2 protein-coding genes are annotated in these 1114 nt (G+C 30.3%); both read right to left on the minus strand.

Features of this window, described 5'->3' with window-relative positions; translation table 11 throughout:
• Nucleotides 1–697: hypothetical protein (locus COX95_01795; protein ID PIZ86245.1), on the minus strand; the 697-nt coding region annotated here is incomplete at its 3' end.
• A gap of 1 nt (nucleotide 698) precedes the next feature.
• Nucleotides 699–1004: a hypothetical protein gene (locus COX95_01800; GenBank protein PIZ86246.1), complete on the minus strand. Its 306-nt coding sequence runs from the start codon at nucleotides 1002–1004 to the stop codon at nucleotides 699–701.
• Between the last annotated feature and the right edge of the window lie 110 nt (nucleotides 1005–1114).

Raw genomic sequence — 1114 nt, forward strand, 5'->3', positions numbered from 1 at the left:
CCTGACTATGACTTACAAAACCATCACTATGATCATCTATATGAGGTATCAATCTTAACCAACTGTTCTTTATGCTTTCCATCTTATCCATACTTGGTAAATCCAATGCCATCGTAGCAGCTCCTAAATAATACATTCTTTCTTGCTGGGCTAACTGATATTTATCAGCAGCAATATCATTCCTCATAAATAATTTATACATAACTCTTTCTACAACATACATCTCACATGCCAATATTACCTTGATATTATCTGGTATCAAAGGATAACCTTTTGAATCGGTAGGAAATGCCGTATAAGAGATTTCTAACTCTCCCATTTCAAAGTTTACTTCTATCTGTCCATCTTGTATCTTATATGTAAGGTCAACACCTATAACATAACCCGGACTCTTTTTAGCATGATGAAAACTATCTGTACTCTCACGTAATATTGTCTTACTACAATATTCTCTTACCTGAATAATAGAAATCATATCACAAGGTAATATACCTTTAAAATCTATAATCTTTACTGTAGGTGTTAAATCATCATGTCCTGTAACTTTATTGATATAAGCAACATTACAACCTAAAAGATCAATACAATCACCTATATGCTCTAATATCCATACAGGATCAAGATGTTCTTCAATAGCATGATTAGCATAGATACGTTCTATTAATCTTGCTGAAGATATATATTTACCGTTATACATCTTATCTGACTAAAAATTTTCCGGTCTGAGCAGCAATAACTGAAAGCATACCTTCTAAATCTATTCCCTGGTCCTTTTTCTTCTTCTGTTCTTCTGTCAGAATAGGATTTTCAGTAGCAATCTTTATCACTGATTTACTCGTACTATCACCTTTTTCATCAATAATACATTCTGTAATTTTTACGATAAAACCATTATCTACCTCATAAACTTCATATTTTTTGGTCTTATCGTTTTCAGTAATTTTAGTTTCCCAAAAATTTTTTATTCCCGTATTCTTTCCCGGGTACAAATACAAATCATTCATGTTTTTAAATTTTAATTATAATAATTCTTTTAGGTTTTCAAATCTCTTGCAGACTTAATCTTTTTTTTACTTCCGCATATAATCTGTTCTTTTTATATTTATATTTAAAT

The organism is bacterium CG_4_10_14_0_2_um_filter_33_32 (assembly GCA_002792735.1).
In the GTDB taxonomy this organism is placed as follows: Bacteria; Patescibacteriota; CPR2_A; order CG2-30-33-46; family CG2-30-33-46; genus CG2-30-33-46.